At 65.9% G+C, this 18402-nt stretch carries 18 protein-coding genes; 10 read left to right on the top strand and 8 right to left on the bottom strand.

Annotated elements, in window-relative coordinates; translation table 11 throughout:
- Positions 1 to 171: 171 nt before the first annotated feature.
- The 3 genes from CHU93_RS12195 to CHU93_RS12185 are packed head-to-tail and all read right to left on the bottom strand — an operon-like array spanning position 172 to position 3384.
- Entirely contained in the window at positions 172 to 942 is a 771-nt protein-coding gene (locus CHU93_RS12195; RefSeq protein ID WP_094474427.1) for an SDR family oxidoreductase, read from the bottom strand.
- The gene (locus CHU93_RS12190; protein WP_423825908.1) at positions 939 to 2579 is read right to left on the bottom strand and encodes a spinster family MFS transporter; all 1641 of its coding nucleotides are present in this window, start codon (positions 2577 to 2579) and stop codon (positions 939 to 941) included. Before CHU93_RS12190 ends, CHU93_RS12195 begins: the two co-directional genes overlap by 4 nt.
- A gap of 52 nt (positions 2580 to 2631) precedes the next feature.
- Positions 2632 to 3384, bottom strand: a complete 753-nt coding sequence (locus CHU93_RS12185) for a helix-turn-helix transcriptional regulator (protein ID WP_094474424.1) — start codon at positions 3382 to 3384, stop codon at positions 2632 to 2634.
- Between the two features lie 154 nt (positions 3385 to 3538).
- On the opposite strand from CHU93_RS12185, the gene msrA reads away from it, so the two are divergent.
- On the top strand, positions 3539 to 4072 hold the full coding sequence (gene msrA / locus CHU93_RS12180) for a peptide-methionine (S)-S-oxide reductase MsrA (protein WP_094474422.1): 534 nt from the start codon (positions 3539 to 3541) through the stop codon (positions 4070 to 4072).
- On the opposite strand, the gene glmS is transcribed toward msrA, so the two are convergent.
- Positions 4073 to 5899 carry a glutamine--fructose-6-phosphate transaminase (isomerizing) gene (gene glmS / locus CHU93_RS12175; protein WP_094474420.1) on the bottom strand — a complete coding sequence of 609 codons (1827 nt, stop codon included), beginning with the start codon at positions 5897 to 5899 and terminating at the stop codon, positions 4073 to 4075.
- Positions 5899 to 7248: a bifunctional UDP-N-acetylglucosamine diphosphorylase/glucosamine-1-phosphate N-acetyltransferase GlmU gene (gene glmU, locus CHU93_RS12170; protein WP_094474419.1), complete on the bottom strand. Its 1350-nt coding sequence runs from the start codon at positions 7246 to 7248 to the stop codon at positions 5899 to 5901. The genes glmS and glmU overlap by 1 nt, the downstream gene beginning before the upstream one ends.
- A 99-nt stretch (positions 7249 to 7347) precedes the next feature.
- On the opposite strand from glmU, the gene gph reads away from it, so the two are divergent.
- The 9 genes from gph (at position 7348) to CHU93_RS12125 (ending at position 16298) form a co-directional block, all read left to right on the top strand.
- Positions 7348 to 8019 carry a phosphoglycolate phosphatase gene (gene gph, locus CHU93_RS12165; protein ID WP_094474431.1) on the top strand — a complete coding sequence of 224 codons (672 nt, stop codon included), beginning with the start codon at positions 7348 to 7350 and terminating at the stop codon, positions 8017 to 8019.
- Positions 8016 to 9173: a sensor histidine kinase gene (locus CHU93_RS12160; RefSeq protein WP_094474417.1), complete on the top strand. Its 1158-nt coding sequence runs from the start codon at positions 8016 to 8018 to the stop codon at positions 9171 to 9173. The genes gph and CHU93_RS12160 overlap by 4 nt, the downstream gene beginning before the upstream one ends.
- A gap of 131 nt (positions 9174 to 9304) precedes the next feature.
- A complete protein-coding gene (locus CHU93_RS12155; protein WP_243375624.1) occupies positions 9305 to 10357 on the top strand; it encodes a substrate-binding domain-containing protein in 1053 nt (350 codons plus the stop codon).
- Positions 10354 to 11748 carry a phosphate ABC transporter permease subunit PstC gene (gene pstC, locus CHU93_RS12150; protein WP_094474413.1) on the top strand — a complete coding sequence of 465 codons (1395 nt, stop codon included), beginning with the start codon at positions 10354 to 10356 and terminating at the stop codon, positions 11746 to 11748. The genes CHU93_RS12155 and pstC overlap by 4 nt, the downstream gene beginning before the upstream one ends.
- On the top strand, positions 11745 to 13037 hold the full coding sequence (pstA, locus tag CHU93_RS12145; RefSeq protein ID WP_094474412.1) for a phosphate ABC transporter permease PstA: 1293 nt from the start codon (positions 11745 to 11747) through the stop codon (positions 13035 to 13037). Before pstC ends, pstA begins: the two co-directional genes overlap by 4 nt.
- A gap of 38 nt (positions 13038 to 13075) precedes the next feature.
- On the top strand, positions 13076 to 13822 hold the full coding sequence (gene pstB / locus CHU93_RS12140; RefSeq protein WP_243375626.1) for a phosphate ABC transporter ATP-binding protein PstB: 747 nt from the start codon (positions 13076 to 13078) through the stop codon (positions 13820 to 13822).
- A 23-nt stretch (positions 13823 to 13845) separates the two neighbouring features.
- A complete protein-coding gene (gene phoU / locus CHU93_RS12135; RefSeq protein WP_094474408.1) occupies positions 13846 to 14556 on the top strand; it encodes a phosphate signaling complex protein PhoU in 711 nt (236 codons plus the stop codon).
- Between the two features lie 16 nt (positions 14557 to 14572).
- Complete coding sequence (phoB, locus tag CHU93_RS12130) at positions 14573 to 15289, top strand: phosphate regulon transcriptional regulator PhoB (RefSeq protein ID WP_086117571.1); 717 nt, start codon at positions 14573 to 14575, stop codon at positions 15287 to 15289.
- A 112-nt stretch (positions 15290 to 15401) separates the two neighbouring features.
- Complete coding sequence (locus CHU93_RS12125; RefSeq protein ID WP_094474407.1) at positions 15402 to 16298, top strand: SDR family oxidoreductase; 897 nt, start codon at positions 15402 to 15404, stop codon at positions 16296 to 16298.
- 264 nt (positions 16299 to 16562) lie between these two features.
- Here CHU93_RS12125 and CHU93_RS12120 read toward each other — a convergent pair whose 3' ends face one another.
- From CHU93_RS12120 to ahpD, 3 genes are all read right to left on the bottom strand, one after another.
- Positions 16563 to 16913: a DUF2794 domain-containing protein gene (locus CHU93_RS12120; RefSeq protein ID WP_243375622.1), complete on the bottom strand. Its 351-nt coding sequence runs from the start codon at positions 16911 to 16913 to the stop codon at positions 16563 to 16565.
- Between the two features lie 32 nt (positions 16914 to 16945).
- Complete coding sequence (gene epsC / locus CHU93_RS12115; protein ID WP_094474405.1) at positions 16946 to 17617, bottom strand: serine O-acetyltransferase EpsC; 672 nt, start codon at positions 17615 to 17617, stop codon at positions 16946 to 16948.
- A gap of 138 nt (positions 17618 to 17755) precedes the next feature.
- A complete protein-coding gene (gene ahpD / locus CHU93_RS12110) occupies positions 17756 to 18274 on the bottom strand; it encodes an alkylhydroperoxidase, AhpD family (protein WP_086117568.1) in 519 nt (172 codons plus the stop codon).
- Positions 18275 to 18402: the final 128 nt, after the last annotated feature.

The following is an 18402-nucleotide window of genomic DNA, read 5'->3' as shown; positions in this document are numbered from 1 at the left end:
CCAGCTTGAACGGCTTGATCACGGCTTCGATCTTCTTCACGAGCAACTCTCGCCTGCACAAAAGGGCCGGTCGCCAACCTGCGCCAGCCAGATGCCGGCTTGATGCGACAATCAGCAAGCCTGCGCCACCGGTATTTTCCCTATAGCCAGCGTGATTCGGTCGCTGTCGGATCAGACCGTGGTGGCATAGCCACCATCGACCGTGACCACGCTGCCGCACAGGAAATCGCTGGCCCGGCTGGAGAGGAACAGGGCGACGCCGGCAATGTCGTCGGGCGTGCCCCAGCGCTGCATCGGGGTGGCGGCGCGGAAAGCTTCGCGGAATTCCTCGGCTATGCCGGCGGTCATCTTGGACGGGAAGAAGCCCGGCGCGATGGCGTTCACCGCGATATGCCGCCCGGCCAGGAACTTGGCCATCATGCGGGTGAGGTGGAGCACGCCGGCCTTGGAGGCGGCGTAGCTGTAGGTTTCGAGATCAGAGATATGCTGGCCATCGATCGAGCCGATGTTGATGACCTTGGCGAGTTGGCCTGGCGCGGCGGCGGCCTCGAGCAGGGGCATGAGCTTCTGAGTGAGGAAGAAGACGGACTTCACATTGATGTCCATCACCTTGTCCCACCCGCTTTCGGGGAAATCGTCAAAGCCTGCGCCCCACGAGGCGCCGGCATTGTTGAACAGGATATCGACCTTGGGCGTGACGGCGGCGACGGCGGCGGCGAAGCGGTCGATCTCGGCCATTTGCGACAGATCGGCGGGGATGGCGGTGCAGGCCGGGCCCAGTTGCGCGGCGAGGCCTTCACAGTCTGCAATCTTGCGGCTGGTGATGATGACGTTGGCGCCGTTTTCGATGAGGGCGCGGGCGATCATTTCGCCGATGCCGCGGCTGCCGCCGGTGACAACCGCGGTCTTGCCGGCCACGCTGAACAGGCTTTCGATCTTCATGTCACGTCGTCTCCGATGATTTCGCCGGCGGTGCGGGCGCGGGTGATGCGGCTGGCTTCGGCGGCGGGCAGCCAGCGATACACGAGCAACAGGCAGGTGATGGTGACCGGCGCCATCAACAGCAGCGACAGCACGCCGGTGCCCAGGCTGCCCGACAGTTTCGAGACAAAGCCGGTGAACCAGGGGCCAAGCCCCAGCCCGAACAGGGTGGTGCCGATGAAAAAGGTGGCCGTGGCCGCTCCGCGCATGCGCGGCATCACCAGATCCTGCGTGGTGGCTGCCGCGACACCGACATACATCGATCCGAAGATGGTGGTGGGGGCATAGCAGAGGAAGAAGGTGGCGAGATCGGTTGTGGTGTATTGCAGCCAGATGAAGGGAGCCGGCACCAGCGTGGCCAGGCTGCCGACGATGATGCGGCCCGATGGGTGGCGTTTCTTGGCGGCATCGCCGAGCACGCCGCCGAGGATGGTGCCGATGAAGCCGCCGAGCGCGCCGCCGCCGCCGAGCAGGAAGGCAACCGCTTCCTTTGTGCCATACCAGGGGACGGGCGCACCGCTGGCGGCCATGGGTTCGACAAAACTGCGCATCGCATAGGGCGCGGCCCAGAAGCCGACGGAATAGCCGACAAAGCTGATCGAGCCGAAGCCGATGATGGTGAGCACGAAGGCCGGTGTGCCCCAGATCATCTCATAGGTGGGCTTGTCGCGCCGCTTGATCGATTGCGCCCAGCTGATCACGGCATAAAGGCCGGTGCCGACGGCGAGGAATTGCGGGATCTCGCCGGTGAAATGCACCAGTGTCGCCACCAGCCCGGCCACCAGCACCAGCGCTGCGATATTCTCCAACAGGGCGCGGCGGCCGAGCAGCGCCATGTTGACGAGGGTGAGGGGCGGGATGACGCTGGCCATGTCGGCCAGGAAATTGCGGATGATGGTGCGGCCAGGCATCGGCACCGGCGGCGGCAGGCCATCGGCGCGGCCGCGAATGGGTTCGATCAGGGTTGCCACCCACAGCGCCAGCAACAGGCCGGGGATACCGACCGCCATGAACGCCGCCTGCCAGCCGACCAGGCCGAGCGGGCCGCCATCGGGATAGGCGGTGTTCCAGCCCTTCACCACCACGGCGCCGATCAGCAGCGACACGCCGCCGCCCAGATAGAGACCGGCGGCATAGATGGAGAGCGCGGTGGCCCGCCGCGCCTTGGGGAACCAATCGGAAATCATCGAATAGGCCGACGGGCCGGCGGTCGCCTCGCCGACGCCGACGCCGATGCGGGCCAACGACAATTGGGTGAAACTGCCAGCGAGGCCTGACAGCGCGGTCATCCCCGACCACAGGGTGAGGCCGAAGCTCAAGAGGCGGGTGCGCACCCAATTGTCGGCCAGGCGGCCGATGGGGACGCCGAACAGGGCATAGAAGACCGCAAAGGCGGTGCCGTAGAGGAAGCCCAGCTGGGCATCGCTGAGATTGAGGTCGCGCTTGATGTCTTCGGCGAGGATCGAGAGGATCTGCCGGTCGATGAAGTTGAAGACATAGACGAGCACCAGCAGCGCCAGCACATACGAGGCATAGGGGCCGCCGACGGCAGGCACCTTGCCCGGTGATTCAGCGCCCGGCAGTTCCTGATCGGCCATCCCCATCCACCCCGAATTGCCGGCCCATTCGGCCCATTGGGGCAAATGCTTATCAGCCGTCCTGCCGCCTGTCACCCATCACATCGGCAAAGCTGATCTGGCCATCGAACAGGGCGCGCACCACCAGTTCGGTGCGGCTGGACACGCCATAACGCTGTTTGGCGGCCTCCAGATATTTGTGGACGGTGTCGCCCGACAGGCCGAGCAGTTGCCCGGCCACCCAGTTGGACTTGCCGCGCGCCGCCAGCACCAGGCAATCGAGCTGACGCTGGGTGAGGCGAGGGGCAGCAGGGTTGGCACCGGTTTCCGCCAGCCGCAGCCGGCGGGCGGCTTCAAAGGCGAAGCAGGCGAGATATTGCGCGGCCGGCAGACTGTCTTCGGGCAGAGGACTGTTGCCGGCGACCACGAAACTGACGAGGCCGGAGGCCTGGCCGGGGATGTGGATTGGCACCGTATAGCCTTCGGCAAGGCCGGCGGCCCGGGCCTGGGCCATATATTGGCGCTGGCGGGGATTGAGCGGCAGCAGATCGGGCAGGTTGCTCCAGGCAAAGGGGGTGACCTGGCGTTCGCATGCCAGCAGCACCGGATCATGGGCCACCATGTCGTTGGCGATCAGCCGTTCCACCCAGGCGTCGGGAGAGTCGCTCAGCCGCAGGCTGCCGAGGCGGTTGGCGGCGCTTTGCTGGGCCAGGGCGAAATGGTCGAAGCGGAACTGGCGTGTGGCGTCCTTCAGCACCAGGCCGATATCGGTCAGGCTTGGGGCAGTGCGCACCTCGCGCACGAATGTCTGCACGCTGTTGAACATGGTAAAGCTACGCCCCCTCCGTCGTCGCTCCACGCTGCGACGTCCTGTCGGTTGGCCCCGCCCCTTGCCCACCTTGCGCCTACGCGCCTATGCACAGACTTTATGTATATCATTCACCAAAAAAGGTGAAAAAACACTTTACAACGAGGCAAATATGGAAAAGCAAATTGCAATCATCGCGGGTGGCTGCTTCTGGTGCACAGAGGCGGTGTTCAATGATCTGCGCGGTGTTCTCGAAGTCGAATCGGGTTATATTGGCGGGACGACAGACAAACCTACCTATGAGCAGGTCTGTTCTGGTCGTACCGGCCATGCCGAGGCGGTGAGGATTGTCTTTGATCCGGCCGAGATCAGCTATGCCGAGATTCTCGACATATTTTTCCACACCCATGATCCGACGACACTGAACCGCCAGGGCGGCGATGTCGGCACGCAATACCGGTCGGCTATCTATCCGCAGAATGGCGTGCAGGCGCTGGAGGCCGAAGCGGCGATCGCCCGCAACCAGGCCAGCTGGGACAATCCGATCGTCACCGCCATCGAACCCAATGCGCCGTGGTGGCGGGCCGAGGATTATCACCAGCGCTATTTCGAGAACAACGGCAGCAAGAATGGCTATTGCGTCGCCGTGGTCGGGCCGAAGCTGGCCAAGTTCCGCAAGAGCTATGCCGCGCGGCTGAAGGGCTGATTATTCGACCGTCACCGACTTGGCCAGGTTGCGCGGCTGGTCGACATCCGTGCCCTTGGCCAGGGCGACGTGATAGGCCAGCAGCTGCACCGGAATGGCGCTGATCAGCGGGGTGATGAATGGATCGACCGTGGGCAGGGTGATGGCCGCCATGCTGCCCTGGCCGTGACTGGCGATGCCTTCGGCATCGGAAATGAGGACGACCCGGCCGCCACGGGCCATCACCTCCTGCATGTTGGACACGGTCTTTTCAAAGCGCGGGCCTGAAGGTGCAATGACGATCACCGGCACATGTTCGTCGATCAGGGCGATGGGGCCGTGCTTCAGTTCGCCAGCGGCATAGCCTTCGGCGTGGATATAGCTGATTTCCTTCAGCTTCAGCGCGCCTTCCAGCGCCATCGGATAATCCGGGCCGCGGCCGATGTAGAGAATGTCGCGCGCCTTGGCGAGGGTGGGGGCCATGGCGGCAATCGCCTCTTCGCACCTGAGCGCCACGTTCATCGCCGCCGGCACTTCGGTCAGCAGATGGACGAGCCGGGCTTCTTCGGCGGCGTCCACCCGGCCCTTGGCCTTGCCCAGCGCGATGGCAAAGGCCGCCAGCACCGACAATTGGCAGGTGAAGGCCTTGGTGGAGGCCACCCCCACCTCGGGCCCGGCGTGGGTGGGCAGCAGCAGCTGGGTTTCGCGCGCCATCGTCGAGGTGTCGACATTGACCACGGCGGCAACCATCTGGCCCCCGGCGGCGGCATGGCGCAGCGCGGCCAGCGTGTCGGCCGTTTCGCCGGACTGGCTGATGAACAGGCACAGGCCGCCGGGTTCATAGACGGGATCGCGATAGCGATATTCCGATGCATTCTCGATGGCGACCGGCACGCGCGCCAGGCTTTCGATCCAGTAGGACGCGACATGCCCGGCGAGCAGCGCCGTGCCGCAAGCGACGATCTGCACCCGCTTCACGTCGGCCAGATCGAACGGCAGTTCGCGCGGCAGCGCCACGGTTTCGGCCAGCGGATCCAGATAGGCGCCCAGGGTTTGCGCCACCACGATCGGTTGTTCGTGGATTTCCTTTTCCATGTAGTGGCGGTGATTGCCCTTTTCCATCACCGCGGCGCTGGCCGAGGAGGTGATGAAGGCCCGCGACACCGGCTGGTCATCGGCGTCGAACATGGCGGCGCCCGTGCGGTCGAGGCGGACCCAGTCGCCTTCTTCCAGATAGGCGATGCGGTTGGTGAAGGGCGCCAGGCCCAGCGCGTCGGAGCCCAGGAACATTTCGCCTTGGCCCTGGCCGACGACCAGCGGCGAACCGCGGCGGGCACCGTAGAGCACATCCGGGTGGGACTTGAACAATATCGCAAAGCTGAAGGCGCCGTGCAGCCGCTTCAGCGTGCCGGCCACCGCCGCATCCGGGCTGGCACCGCCGGCCAGCGCCAGTTCGAGCAGATGGGCGACCACTTCGGTATCGGTGTCGGACGAGAGGGTGCGGCCCGCCGCGATGACTTCGGCGCGCAGTGGCTTGAAATTCTCGATGATGCCGTTGTGAACGAGGCAGACATTTTCGGTGGTATGCGGGTGGGCATTGCCGGTGGTGGGCGCGCCGTGCGTGGCCCAGCGGGTGTGGGCGATGCCGATGCTGCCGGCAAGCGGATCGGCGGCCAGTTCGCGGGCGAGGTTGGCAAGTTTGCCCGAGGCGCGCCGCCGGCCAATCACGCCATCATGGATGGTGGCGATGCCCGCGCTGTCATAGCCGCGATATTCCAGCCGCCTGAGGCCATCGATCAGCCGGTCGGCCACCGGTTCACCCGACAGGATGCCGATGATACCGCACATTATTGCTTGCCTTTCTTTGCCGTCTGGATGGCGCGGAAGCGCGCTGCCCAGCCGGGCCGTTCGTCTTGCCGGCCGCGCGCCACGGCCAACGCATCGGCCGTGACGTCGCCGGTGATGGTGCTGCCGGCGCCGACAATGGCGCCGTTGCCGATGCTGACCGGAGCGACCAGCGCGCTGTTGGAGCCGATGAAGGCCCCGGCGCCGATCACGGTCTGATATTTGAAGAAGCCATCATAATTGCAGGTGATGGTGCCGGCGCCGATATTGGCCTTTGGCCCCACCGTGGCGTCGCCCAGGTAGGAGAGATGATTGGCCTTGGCGCCACTGCCGAGCACGGCCTTTTTGGTCTCGACGAAATTGCCGATCTTCACGCCGCTGCCCAGCACAGTGCCGGGGCGCAGCCGGGCAAAGGGGCCAATCTCGCAATCAGGGCCGATCACCGCTCCCTCGACATGGCTGTGGGCGCGGATGGTAGTGCCGCTAGCGATGCGGACGCCGGGGCCGAACACCACGAAGGGTTCGATGGTCACATCGGCTTCGATGGCGGTGTCCGCACACAGGAACACGGTTTCGGGTGCCTGCATCGACACGCCGGCCGCCATCAGTTCGGCGCGGCGGCGGCGCTGGAAGATCGCTTCCAGCTGGGCCAGTTCGGCGCGGCTGTTGGCCCCGGCCACATCATCAGCGGCGGTTTCGATCACCACGCACGCCCGGCCATCGGCCAGGGCCAGGCCGACGATATCGGGCAGATAATATTCGCCGGCGGCATTGTTGTTGGTGACGCGGGCGAGCAGGGCGAAGAGATCGCGGCTGTGCACGGCCATCAGGCCGGAATTGCACAGGGTTTCGGCGCGTTCGGCGGCGCTGGCATCCTTGTATTCCACCATTTTCGCGATGGCGCCATCGCGAGCGATGATGCGGCCATAGGCACCCGGATCGGCGGGGCGGAAACCAAGCACGGCGACCGCGACATCGCCTGCCAGCGCATCGAGCAGCCGCTGCATGGTGGCGGCCGGCACCAGCGGGGCATCGCCATAGAGGATGAGGATCTTGCCATCAAAGCCGGCGAGCGCAGTTTCGCCCTGCTGCACGGCATGGCCGGTGCCCAGTTGCGGCTGCTGCACCGCCACTTCGGCGCGGCCGGTGACTTCGGCCTCGACCTGCTCCTTCAGGGCGCCGACCACCACGACGGTGCGCGATGGCCGCAGTTCGGCCAGGCTGTCCATCAGGTGGCGCAGCATGGGTTTGCCGGCGATGGGGTGCAACACCTTGTGCCGGCTGGATTTCATGCGGGTGCCCATGCCGGCGGCAAGGATGATGGCGGCGATCGGGGCAGGGCTGCTGGTCACGGTGGCAGCCCTGCCACAATGCCACGGGCTTGAAAAGTGGCGGTTCCGGGCGCAACGGATGACGCGGAACTGCAACAATTTTCAGGCACGGCCACCGGCGTGACGCTTCCCAAAACCATATTGTTTGATCTGGATGGCACACTGGTCGACACCGCGCCCGATCTGGCCGGCGCGATGAACCATGTGCTGGCCGGTCTGGGCCGGCCCACCCTGCCGGTGGACATGGTGCGCCATCTGGTGGGCCATGGCGCCCGGGCGTTGATCAGCCGCGGGCTGGAGGTGACGGGGGAGGCCCGGCCCGATCTGGTGGAACCGTCGATGCCGCTGTTCCTTGACCATTATGCCGCGCACATCGCCGATGCCTCCCGCCCGTTTGACGGGGTGGAACCGGCGCTGGATGCGCTGGCGGCGGCGGGCTGCCGGCTTGCCATCTGCACCAACAAGCCGACCGGGCTGGCCAACCGCCTGGTGGCGGCGCTGGGCTGGCAGGGGCGGTTTGCCGCCGTGATCGGGCACGACATGGCACCGAAGGCCAAGCCCGATGCGTCGCATGTGATGGTGACGCTGGCGGCTTGCGGCGGCGAGGCCGGGGATGCGGCCTTTGTGGGCGATTCGGCCACCGATGCGGGGGCGGCGCGCAATGCCGGCCTGCCGCTGGTGCTGGTGCGCTTTGGCTATACCGATGTGCCGGCCGACACGCTGGGCGCCGATGCCCTGATCGACCATTATGATGAACTGGTGCCGGCGCTGGCCGGCTTGCCGCGGGCATGACCTCGCTGGAAATCGCCCTTCTGGTGCTGGCGGTGATGCTGCTGGGCTATTTCCTGGGCCGGGTGACGGCGCCGGAGCGGGTGGAGCTGCCGCCGCCACCCCCGGTCGATGATCCGGTGCCGGCCAAGGCGGATGCGCCGCCGGCCGATCTTTTGCACATCGAAAGCCTGAATGGCCCGGTGCTGATCCTGCGCGGCACCTGGATCGAGGCCGCCAACAGCGCGGCGCGCAGCCTGCTGGGCGCGCGGGTGGTGGGCAGCGACATCCGCCTGACCGTGCGCCACCCGGCCTTGCTGGACGCGGTGGACCAGGTGATGGCCGATGGCGCATCGGACGAGCGCGAGATCACCGGGCTGGGCATCGGCGGACTTGGCGGGGGCAATCGCAGTTTCCGGCTGCGGGCGCTGGCCGATGGCGATGGCCGCTGCATCGTTCTGCTGGATGATGTGACCCAGGCCAAGGCCACCGAACGGATGCGGGTGGATTTCGTCGCCAATGCCAGCCACGAACTGCGCACGCCGCTGGCGACGCTGACCGGGTTCATCGAGACGCTGCAGGGCCCGGCGGCCGAGGATGAGCCGGCGCGGCAGCGGTTCCTGGCGATCATGGCGCAAGAGGCCGACCGCATGCGCCGGCTGATCGATGATCTGATGAGCCTGTCGCGCATCGAGCTGGACAAGTTCATCCGGCCCAGCCAGCCGCTGGGTCTGGCCGGCATCGCTGCCGAGGTGGCGCGCACGCTGGCCATGCGGCTGGACGCCGACCAGCGCCAGTTGCTGATCGAGGAGGCGGCCGGGCTGCCGCCCGTGCTGGCCGATCGGGACCAGGTGCTGCAGGTGCTGCACAATCTGGTGTCAAACGCGCTGAAATATGGCCGCAGCGGCACGCCGATCACGGTGACACTGGCCGCCGCCGGCGAGATGGTGCGGATCAGCGTGCGCGATATTGGCGACGGCATTGCGCCGGAACATCTGCCGCGCCTGACAGAGCGTTTCTATCGTGTCGACTCGCAGCGCAGCCGGACCATGGGCGGCACCGGCCTGGGGCTGGCGATCGTCAAGCATATCGTGGAACGGCATCGCGGCCGGCTGGAGATCGACAGCCGCCAGGGCGAGGGCACGGTGGTGAGTTTCACTTTGCCGGTCGCGCCGTAACAATAGTGTCACCAAAGCGTCATAAGGCCCACATCGGCCGTCGTTAGGGCGGTGCCATGGGGCAATTTGCAGCGGGGCCGATTCGGCTTGCTGTCATCACGAGGTCGATCTTGCAGCAGCCAGTTTCGCGTGTGGGCCGTGCAGCGCGGGTTCGCCTGTGCCTGTTGGGGCTGGCGGCCACGTCGCTGCTGGTGGCGGCGTGCACCAGTGGCAGCCGCACGCAGATCCGCATTGTCGGGTCCTCCACCGTGTATCCCTTCACCACCGCCGTGGCCGAACAGTTCAAGCGCAAATGGCCGGAATTCCCGGCGCCGATCGTGGAATCGACGGGCACCGGCGGCGGCATCAAGCTGATGTGTGCCGGGCTGGGATCGCAGTTTCCCGATGCCGCCAACGCGTCGCGCCGGATCAAGAAGAGCGAGCTGGAGGATTGCGCCAAGCATGGCGTGAAGGGCCTGATCGAGTTGCAGGTGGGCATTGACGGGCTGGTGATCGCCCAGAGCCGGGCCGGCAGCTTCCCCGGCCTGACCGAGCGGGACGTGTATCTGGCGCTGGCCGCCAACCCGTTCGGCAAGGGGCCCAACACCGCCCGCACCTGGCGCGATGTGAACCCGGCGCTGCCCGATATCCGCATCGAGGTGATCGGCCCGCCGCCGACCAGCGGCACGCGCGACAGTTTCAACGAGCTGTACATGCTGAAGGGCTGCAACAGCGAGCCGGCGATGAAGGCGCTGAAGAAGAGCGACCAGGCCGCCCACAAGCAGATTTGCGAGAAGGTGCGCGAGGATGGCGCCTTCATCGAGGGCGGCGAGAATGACAATCTGATCGTGCAGAAGATCGCCGCCAACCCGCAGGCGCTGGGCGTGTTCGGATACAGCTTTGTCGAGGAAAACAGCGACAAGGTGAAGGATGTGCCGCTGGGCGGTGTGGCGGCCACCTATGACAATATTGCCGGCGGCAGCTTCCCCGCGTCGCGGCCGCTGTATCTTTACGTGAAGGCGCAGCATGTGCCGGCGGTGCGCGGCATGCGCGAGTTTCTGGCCGAATATGCAAGGGAATCGACCTGGGGGCGCGGCGGTTATCTGGCGCGCAAGGGGCTGGTGGCGGCACCGGAAGCGGTGCGGCGGGCCGGGGAACGCGTGGCCCGCGATCTGACCCTGATGGACGAGAGCAGCGTGAAATGAGGCTGGTGATTGCCTTTGCCCTGGTGCTGGCGCTGGCGGGCCTGGCCTATCTGGCTGGCCGCGCCCGGGCGCAGCGGCTGACGCTGGCTGCCGGGGGGCGCATCGGCGCGGTGCATTCGCGGCCGGTCTATCATGGGGCCTATGTGGCGGTGCTGGCGCTGGCGCCGGCGCTGCTGCTGCTCGCCGGCTGGGGCGTGATGGGCGAAGGCGTGATCGAAGGCCGGGTGCTGGCCACGGTCGCAGCGGCCAGCCAGCCGGCCCCGGGCCCTGACCGCGACGCCCTGATGAACGAGGTGCGCGGCCTGGTGGCGGGCGATCTGCCCCAGGCGTTCAACCCGCTCGCCCCGGTGCTGGCCCCGCGTTATGCCGCCACCAAGGCCAATCTAGATCTGTTGGCCGGCGCGCTGGCCGTGGCCTTGCTGTGCCTGGGCGGCTTGTGGGGTTACAGCCGCATCCGCCCGGATTTCCGCGCCCGCAACCGGGTCGAGGCCCAGGTGCGGGTGTTGCTGCTGGTGGCATCGGTGGTCGCCATCCTGACGACCTTTGGCATTGTGCTCAGCCTGATCTTTGAATCGATCCGCTTCTTCCGACTGGTGTCGCCGGTTGAGTTTCTGACCGGCCTCGCCTGGAGCCCGCAGACCGCGCTGCGCGCCGATCAGGTTGGCTCCACCGGAGCGTTTGGGGCGGTGCCGCTGTTCTGGGGCACGATCTTCATCGGTGCGATCATCGCCATGGCAGTCGCCATTCCGCTGGGCCTGATGTCGGCCATCTATCTCACCCAATATGCCCAGCCCCGCCTGCGCCGCTGGCTGAAGCCGGTCTTGGAGCTGCTCGCCGGGGTGCCGACCGTGGTCTATGGGTTCTTCGCCGCCCTGACCGTGGCACCGGTGGTGCGCAGCATCGCGGTGGCGCTGGGGATGAGCGATGCCTCCTCCGACAGTGCGCTGGCCGCTGGCCTGGTGATGGGCGTGATGATCATTCCCTTCGTCTCCTCCATGGCGGATGATGCGTTGACGGCGGTGCCGCGGGCGATGCGCGATGGCAGCCTGGCGATGGGCGCCACCATGAGCGAGACGGTGAAGAAGGTGATGGTGCCGGCCGCGCTGCCGGGCATCATCGGCGGCGTGCTGCTGGCCGTGAGCCGGGCGATTGGCGAGACGATGATCGTGGTGATGGCCGCGGGCCTTGCCGCCAATCTGACCGCCAATCCGTTCAGCAGCGTGACCACGGTCACCACCCAGATTGTCGCGCTGCTCACCGGCGACCAGGAGTTTGACAGCGCCAAGACGCTTTCGGCCTTTGCGCTGGGGCTGGTGCTGTTTGCCATGACGCTGGTGCTGAACATCTATGCCCTGGCAGTGGTGAAGCGTTATCGGGAGGCGTATGAATGAGCAGCGTCTTGCCTGAACGCCGTCCGACCGACTGGGCCTCGCCGGCGATGCAATCGCGCATTGCGGCCCGCTATCGCGCCGAGCGCAATTTCCGCCGGCTGGGCGCGGCGGCGCTGGTGATCGCTGCCAGCTTCCTGGCCTTTTTGCTGTTCACCATCGTCCGCGACGGCTGGAGCGGCTTCCTGCGCACCGAAGCCAAGGTCGAGGTGACGTTCACGCCGGCGACGCTGGGGGTTGACCCCGCTGCCGTGTCCGGCCCCGATGGCAAGGCCGTGCTGGCCCGCGCCGATTATCTGGCCTTGATGAACGAAGCGGCGAAGGGTCTTGGCCCGGCATCGGGCACGTTGTCGGATGCGGCCTGGCTTGGCTTGCGCGATCAGTTGCTGGCCGATCCGGCCCTTCTGGGCAAGCGGGTGACCCTTTGGGTGCCGGTGCGATCGACCATCGATCTCTTGGCCAAGGGCAAGTTTGATCTGGCTGCCCCGGCTGACAGCCGCGGCGTGAGCGACCGCGAGGTGGCGGCCTGGCGCTGGCTGGAGCAACAGGGCCGTCTGCGCACTGGCTTCAACAGCGCCTTCCTCGGCAATGCCGACAGCACCGAGCCGGAACTGGCTGGCATCGGCGGCGCGGCGCTGGGATCCTTGTTCACCCTGTTCATCACCATCATCATCGCATTCCCGCTGGGCGTGCTGTCGGCGGTGTGGCTGGAGGAATATGCCCCCAAGGGGCGGCTGGCCGATCTGATCGAGCTTTCGATCAACAATCTGGCGGCGGTGCCGTCGATCATCTTCGGCCTGTTGGGCCTCGCCTTCTTCCTCAACATCGCCGGGCTGCCGCGCTCCTCGCCGCTGGTGGGCGGGATCACGCTGGCGCTGATGATCATGCCGGTGATTGTCATTGCCGCGAGGGTGGCGATCAAGGCGGTGCCGCCGTCGATCCGTGATGCGGCGCTGGGCATTGGCGCCTCGCCCATCCAGGTGGTGTTCCAGCATGTGCTGCCGCTGGCGCTGCCCGGCATCATGACAGGGACCATCATCGGCATTGCCCGGGCGCTGGGCGAAACCGCGCCGCTGCTGCTGATCGGCATGCGGGCCTTTGTCACCGACGTGCCGCAGGGCCTGACGGCGCCGGCCACCGTGCTGCCGATGCAGGTGTTCCTGTGGTCTGACGATGTGCAGCGCGGCTTTGTCGAGAAAACCTCCGCGGCCATCCTGGTGCTGCTGGTGATCCTGATCGCCATGAACAGCCTGGCCATCCATCTTCGCAACCGTTTCGAGAGGCGCTGGTGAACCAGAACCCTGCAATCGGCCACAACAGCGTGCCCAAGATGACGGCGCGCAATGTGAACGTGTTCTATGGCCAGAAACAGGCCATCAAGGATGTCTCGATCGATGTGACGAGCGAGCATGTGACCGCGTTCATCGGCCCCTCGGGCTGTGGCAAGTCGACCTTCCTGCGCTGCCTCAACCGCATGAACGACACGGTGGACGGCGCAAGGGTGGAGGGCCGCATCGAGCTCGACGCGCAGGACATTTATGCCCCGGCGATGGACGTGGTGCAGCTGCGCGCCCGGGTGGGCATGGTGTTCCAGAAGCCCAACCCGTTTCCCAAGTCGATCTATGAGAATGTCGCCTATGGCCCGCGCATCCATGGCCTCGCCCGCGCCAAGGCCGATATGGACAATATCGTTGAAAGCGCGCTGCGTCGCGCCGGCCTGTGGGATGAGGTGAAGGACCGGCTGGGCGAAAGTGGCACCGCCATGTCGGGCGGGCAGCAGCAGCGCCTGTGCATCGCCCGCGCCATTGCGGTTGATCCTGAAGTGATCCTGATGGACGAGCCCTGCTCTGCGCTTGATCCCATCGCGACCGCGCGGATCGAGGAGCTGATCGACGAGCTGCGTGGCCGCTATGCCATCGTGATCGTGACCCACAACATGCAGCAGGCGGCCCGCGTCAGCCAGAAGACCGCCTTCTTCCACCTGGGCACGCTGGTGGAATATGATGACACGTCGGCGATCTTCACCAATCCGAAAGCGACGCGGACCAAGGATTATATCACCGGCCGCTACGGCTGATCCGATCTCGAAAGGCGCTTATCATGGCCGAGTTTTCCGCCCACACCGTCAAGAGCTTTGACGAGGATATCGCCCAGCTGCGGGCGGTGATCACCCGCATGGGCGGCCTGTGCGAAAGCCAGATTTCCGATGCGGTCGATGCGCTGGTCAACCGCAATGTCGAAGCCGCCGCCGTGATCGTGGAGAATGACAAGCGCCTGGACGCGCTGGAGGCAGAGGCCGAAGCGCTGGCGGTGCGCATCATCGCGCTGCGCGCGCCGATGGCGGATGACCTGCGCGAGATTGTTGCCGCGCTGAAGATCGCCGGCGTGATGGAGCGGATCGGCGATTATGCCAAGAATATCGCCAAGCGCGCTTCGGTGGTAGCCCAGGCCCAGCCGATTGCGCCGGCGGTGATCATCCCGGAAATGGCCCGCGCGGTGGTTGGCATCATCCGCGACACGCTGGATGCCTTTGTGGACCGCGATGCCGCCAAGGCCAGCGCCATCCTGCAGCGCGACCAGCAGGTGGACGAGTTCTACAACTCGCTGTTCCGCTCGCTGCTCACCTTCATGATGGAAAATCCCCACTATATCACGCCATCGACCCACCTGCTGTTTGTCGCCAAGAATCTGGAGCGCATCGGCGATCATGCCACTTCGGTTGCCGAGATGGTCTATTTCACCGCCACCGGCCAGCGCCCGGCCGAGCGGCCGAAGAATGACTTCACCTCCACCATCTATGCCCCCCAGTAACCCGGGAGATTGACCCATGCGTGCCAAGATCCTTCTGGTTGAAGACGATGCCAGCCTGATCGAGCTGGTGACCTATAATCTGGAAAAGGAAGGCTTTGACGTTGTTCGCACGGGCGACGGCGAGGAAGCCTTGACCCTGGCCGAGGAAGAGAAGCCCGACCTTGTCATCCTCGACTGGATGATCGCCAATCTGTCGGGCATCGAGGTGTGCCGCCGCCTGCGCCGGGCACCGGCGACGGCCAATCTGCCGATCGTCATGCTCACCGCCCGCGGTGACGAGGCCGACCGCATCCGCGGCCTTGAAACCGGCGCCGATGATTACATGACCAAGCCGTTTTCGCCGCGCGAGCTGATCGCCCGCATCCGCGCCGTGCTGCGCCGGCTGCGCCCGGCCCTGCAGGGCGGCCAGCTGGAGTTTGCCGGCATCGCCATGGACACGACCGCCCACCGCGTCACCCGCGATGGCCGCACCGTGCAGCTGGGGCCGACGGAGTTCCGCCTGCTGCGGCATTTCCTGGAGCATCCGGGCCGGGTGTTCAGCCGCGAGCAGCTGCTGGATGCGGTGTGGGGCCGTGATGTCTATGTGGAGCAGCGGACGGTCGATGTGCACATCCGCCGGCTGCGCAAGGCGGTGAACGCCGGGCCAACTGGCGAGGAGCTGCCCGATCTGATCCGCACCGTGCGCTCGGCCGGCTATTCGCTGGATGCGACGCCGGAGGCGCAAGCGGCCTGAACAACCGGCCTGAACAACCGGTCATCTTTGCGGACCGTATTTGTCTTTGCACGCCGCGCCGGCTTGGCTAAGCGGGATGCACTGATTCCAATTGTTCGGGGGTAAGTCCGAAATGTCGATTTCGTTTGAGGGTCGTGTTGCCATTGTCACCGGGGCCGGTGGCGGCCTGGGTCGGGCCTATGCGCTGGATCTGGCGCGGCGCGGTGCCAAGGTGGTGGTGAACGATCTGGGCGGCGCCCGCGATGGTTCGGGCGCTTCGCTGTCGGCGGCGCAGGCCGTGGTGGACGAGATCACTGCCTTTGGCGGCGAAGCCATGGCCAATGGCGCCAGCGTGACCGACATGGCGGCGGTGGAAAAGATGGTGGCCAACGTGAAGGAGCGTTGGGGCCGCATCGACATCCTGATCAACAACGCCGGCATCCTGCGCGACAAGACGTTCGTGAAGATGACACTGGATGATTTCCGCACCGTGATGGATGTGCACCTGATGGGCAGTGTGAACTGCACCAAGGCGGTGTGGGAACTGATGCGCGAACAGGCCTATGGCCGCATCCTGATGACCACCAGCTCCACCGGCCTTTATGGCAATTTCGGCCAGGCCAATTATGGCGCGGCCAAGCTGGCGCTGGTGGGCCTGATGAAGACGCTGGCCCTGGAAGGCGCCAAGCATAATGTGCATGTGAACACCATCGCGCCGCTGGCCGCCACCCGCATGACCGAGGATCTGATGCCGCCCGCCATGCTGGAGAAGATGGGCCCGGAAACCGTGGTGCCGGCCAGCGTCTATCTGGTGTCGGAAGAGGCGCCGACCAATGTGATCCTGAACGCCGGCGGCGGCGGGATCGAGCGGGCCTATGTGACGCTGACGCGCGGCATCCATCTTTCGGCCGAGGAAATGACCGCCGAGACGGTGGCGGCGCGCTTTGCCGAGATCAGCGACCGCACCGGCGAGCTGGTGCCGGACAATGGCAGCGCGCAGGCGCAGACGGCGCTGGCGGGTGCCCGCTGAGCGGGCGCCATTTCCGACCGGAATTACATCTTTGAAAGAGCGGACGGCGGCTGTGGTGGCCGCCGTCCGTTTTTACGCTTTTTCCGCGCCTGGTAGGGTTTGGCGGGTGCTCTCAGGGGTTCTGGCTGACCGGCCAGGGTCAGCGTTGCGGGCAGCATGACAGATTTGGGGGGGAGGACAGGGCGGCGCGCGCGGTCTTGGAGGCCCCCTCCGTCAGCCTGCGGCTGCCACCTCCCCCAGAGGGGGAGGATGATGTTCGATGGTTCAGCCTTCCACGGCTTTGAGCAGGCGGCGTTCGAGGACGGCGAGCACGTTGGCGAGTTCGTGGCCGCGCTTGAGGATGGCGCCGCCTTCGCCATAAAGGATCCATTCGCCCTGGCGGCCCCGCAGCGCCGGGTCCTTCACCAGCCGCACCTCCGGGTTTTCGGCGGTGCGGCGGAAGGCGGAGAAACTCGCGAGTTTGGGGCCCATTTCAAGGCCATAGTCCCGCCACAGGCCGGCGGCGACCATGCGGCCATAGAGCGACATGATGCGGTCAAGTTCTTGCCTGGTGAAGGCAACCTGGGTGACGCGCGGGCTGCTGCCGGTGACGGCAAACGGGATGACATTGCTCACGCCCGCCAGAGTGGCGCGGGCGGGCGGACCGGTCAACCGGCCTTTCTGTGCGCCTCTTCGCGGGTCAGCTCATCGAGCCGGCTTTTCAGCACCTCGATCTCGCAGCGCAGCAGTTCCAGCTTCTGGGTTTCGGGATCGAATTTCTGGGCGCACGGTGTGCCATAGGGCAGGAACGGCTTCACATAATCCTCGGCCGCCATCACCACCGGCTTGGCCGGGATGCCGACCATGGTGGCGCCTTCGGCGACATCGCGGGTGACAACGGCATTGGCGCCAACGCGGGCATTGGCGCCCACGGTGATCGGGCCCAGCACCTGCGTCCCTGAACCAATGATTGCGCCATCAAGGATGGTCGGGTGGCGCTTGCCGCCAATCCCGCCGGCCGGATCGGTGCCGCCCAGCGTAACACATTGATAAATCGTGACATTATCCCCGATTTCGGCAGTTTCACCGATCACCACAAAGCCGTGATCGATGAAGAAATTGCGGCCGATGCGGGCGCCGGGGTGAATGTCGATGGCGGTGAGGAAGCGGCTGATGTGGTTGACCAGGCGCGCGAGGAAATAGAAACGGCCGCGGAACAGGGCATGGGCGATGCGGTGCATGCCCAGCGCCCAGATGCCGGGATAGGTGAGGATTTCAAGCCGGCTGCGCGGCGCGGGATCGCGGCGCTTCACCGAATCGAGATAGGCGATCAAACCCATAGTCACTCTCCGCAGCCCATTGGGGGGCAGGCTGACGATTTGAGTGCCACTTAACCCAATTCACGGCAAAAGGCCAGCCATCCCGGTTGGGATGACTGACCTTTCATGTTGGCCGGGCAATTGGTTACAGCGCCGGGCTCACAGCGCCTGGAGGGTGCGGGCGACAGCGTGGACCACGGCGGCGATGCGCACGGCGGCCTGGATCTTGTCGGCGCCGACACCATGCTGGGCCAGCACCTTGTCATGCGCGTCGATGCACATGCCGCAGCCGTTCACGGCGGAGACGGCAAGGCTGTAGAGCTCGAAATCGGCCTTTTCGATGCCCGGCGCACCGATCACGTTCATGCGCAGCTTGGCCGGCATGGTTTTGTAATCGGGGCGCGAAGCCATGTAGGTGAAGCGATAATAGATATTGTTCATCGCCATGATGCTGGCGGCGGCCTTGGCGGCGTTCAGTGCCTCGGGGCTCAGCTTGGTGGCGGCTTCGGCTTCGACCGCGTCGATCAGCGGCTTGTGCGCGCAGGCATGAGCGACCGCGACCAGCGTGCCCCACTTCTGCTGATCCGACAGCAGCTGTTCGGTGAGAAGCGAGGAGACGTTGAGGCGCAGATCCTTGGCGTAATCGGGCAGGGTCTTGGCGAGTTCGGAAAACAACATGGGGGTTCCTTTCCCCTCTGCGGGGGAGGGTGAGTTCAAGGGGGAAGGGGGCCGCGGCAAAGCCGCGGCTGACGTCGAAGCGGTTCGCGGCGCAGATAGGCGCCGCGCCCGCCCGGCCGAGCTTGCGC

The sequence above is a fragment of the Sandarakinorhabdus cyanobacteriorum genome, assembly GCF_002251755.1.
Classification (GTDB): domain Bacteria; phylum Pseudomonadota; class Alphaproteobacteria; order Sphingomonadales; family Sphingomonadaceae; genus Sandarakinorhabdus; species Sandarakinorhabdus cyanobacteriorum.
This window is presented reverse-complemented; position numbering and strand designations above follow the sequence as displayed.